The organism is Xenorhabdus sp. PB61.4, assembly GCF_963894935.1.
In the GTDB taxonomy this organism is placed as follows: Bacteria; Pseudomonadota; Gammaproteobacteria; order Enterobacterales; family Enterobacteriaceae; genus Xenorhabdus; species Xenorhabdus stockiae.
In genome coordinates this window covers 1-2539 of the sequence record NZ_CAWQJR010000098.1, presented here as the reverse complement: position 1 = coordinate 2539, position 2539 = coordinate 1, and the positions used below count along the sequence as shown (strand labels likewise).

Here is a 2539-nt window from a genome sequence, read left to right as displayed (position 1 = left end):
GAATTATACAATAATAATTAATTTAAAAAATAATTTAGTTTGGGTAAGTTTATTATTAATTGGATTGATTAAGATTTTATTTATATATCTTATATGGGAGGTGGTAATTCATAATTGCCATCTATTAATAATATTATCTTTTTTGCAAAGACTAAAAGTCAATATGTAGGAATATCACAATTTTATTTGGAGTAACATACATGCCAGAATTAACAAATATCACTTTAGCACCATCTAAATTACTCACTATAAGCCACTCATTCAATGCGTATCCTAATGGCAATATTTACATAGGAAAAAGAGATACCGATCCGGCTATATCAGAGAATCAGGTTCAGGTTTATCTTGAACGTGAGGATGGAACGCATATCCCTGTGCCACAACCACTGATTATCAGTCCGGCCGGATACCTTGTTTATAACGGACAGATGGCTAAATTCGTCACTGCGCAAGACCATTCAATGGCGGTATATGACTCTTACGGGGCGCCGCAATTCTATTATCCTCATGTACAGAAGTACGATCCTGATCAGTTCAATGAAAAATTGAAAGATAACGGTGGAGATAAGTTAGTCGGATCATCGTTCAGCGGTTCAGTTTACAGTGATTACAGTTTAGGAATTTTTAAACGAGCAGGTGATTTTAGGAAAGGTTCGGTAGTAAAATCCAAATTTGACGTGCTTTTATTGGATGGTAAATATTATGCCTACCGTCTGGATATGGAACACGTTGTTACTGAACAGGAAAATGTTCAGGCTAACTGGGTGTGTGTTGGTCTGCTCAACGGGTATCCAGTGAATGATATTCGTAATTTTGGGGCAAAAGCAGATTTAGTCGAGAAAGGAATTAATGCTACAGATTGTAGTGGTGCATGGGAGTTATGTTATCTGTTTTGCAAGCATTACGGCTACGCAATGGTATTGCCAGATGCTCCTATCTATGTAACTAAGTCGTGTAAAGTTGGTAATTTAAATATCACATCACAATCAGGAAAAGCAGGGTTTGCCGATCCCTATTATGGACGAAGAGAAGATAAAACAAATTTCATTGATGGAAGTAAATCAGCCAATTGGACGTATTTTTATAACTATGACCAAGGACTAAATAAAACATGGTTTGATATGTCTTCAATTGCTACAGGGTGTTTAGTGTGTTCAGATAAAGACATTTCGATTCTTGTAAAGAAATACGATGAAGAATTTAAGCTCAGCGGTATCGGCGTTCTTGGAAATCATCGGGCAAAGAATCAAATAGGTATTGATTCAGGTGTTCCTGAAGGATATGAAGGAGTTAGATCTGATCTTAGTAACATTTCTGTAGTTGGATGCGGAAGTCATGGCATATTATTTAGGGCTGGTTTTGAAATATCGTCGCCTAGCGGTTTAAATCTTTACGCAAATAATGGGTATGGTTTATACATTGACGCTCATGATAAAATAGATTCACCAGTAGAATACTTAACATTCAATAGAATAAAAGCTGACAACAATAGGTTGGGAGGGCTGGGATTCAAACATGTTAGGGTAATGGTGGTGTTTGATGATGTGATAGGAAACAATTCAGGTCAGTACGATTGCCCATCCGTGATAGATCCGCTATTGGGGTACTGGAGAAAGATAACGCCATCTATTTATGATGACAGAGCAGCGCTAGTTAAAATAGAAAACGGAGCATTGAACCATGTAGGTGACTACGGATCTATACATAATCTCACTTTTAGAAATATAAAAGGAGAGCAGGTTGTTAACTTAATATCCGTTAATAATAAAATAGGCGATCGGGGAGTTATAACAAAGTTGACTTTGGATAATATACACGCCGTAGAGTCAAGTAAACTTAATAGTGATTTAAAGGGATGTGTATCTTTAATAGATTGCTTGTATCTTGATGATGTACAAGCCCATAATATCTATACAACAAACAATATAGTTAAGTTAGAGATTGATAATGTAAGATATATTAAAAATGAGACAGGCTCTACAAATATAAATATTGAAACAGTAAAACAGAAAGCTCTCTTTAAAAAGCCAGGGACAGTAATCGTCAGTGGTTCGACAACAAATCAGCAATTAGTTAATTTCACAGTTCAAGGTATCAATAACACACCTGAAAACAGTGTAAGACCTACAAATAATTACAGAATCACAGCAATTAGCTCTGATAAAGTAGCTTATGTTGATATTTTTCTATGTAAAATTAACGGGTCATATAAGTCTAGAGTGGTTAGTGATAATGCGGGAGATGTAATCACATTTACAGCAACGGATAGTAACGGTAACATATCTGCAACCATAGAACCACAGTGCTCTTATTATCTAACCTGGTTATAAGTTCTTAGTTAGTATTGGGTAAAAGCGAGCTTAAAAACCGGTAAGCGATTTTGGTATTGCTATGGAGTGAAAGGCATAGAGCCGCGGATAACCGTGGCCCTAGTACTACAGTCGTGACTCATCTTGTGTCATGATGGTTATCTTCTCTATTCTACTCCCAAGAGAGGTCCTATGACTTCACCTGTCAACCCCTGGGAACAGGAGCTACT

At 36.5% G+C, this 2539-nt stretch carries 1 protein-coding gene; it reads left to right on the top strand.

Annotated elements, in window-relative coordinates:
* Nucleotides 1–200 precede the first annotated feature (200 nt).
* Nucleotides 201–2330, top strand: coding sequence for a phage tailspike protein (locus AACX68_RS06010; protein ID WP_228860820.1), 2130 nt, complete (start codon nt 201–203; stop codon nt 2328–2330).
* Nucleotides 2331–2539 lie beyond the last annotated feature (209 nt).

What these genes read in the sequence shown, in the direction of transcription:
- AACX68_RS06010 (WP_228860820.1), top strand. Translation starts at nt 201, where the DNA reads ATGCCAGAATTAACAAATATCACTTTAGCACCATCTAAATTACTCACT.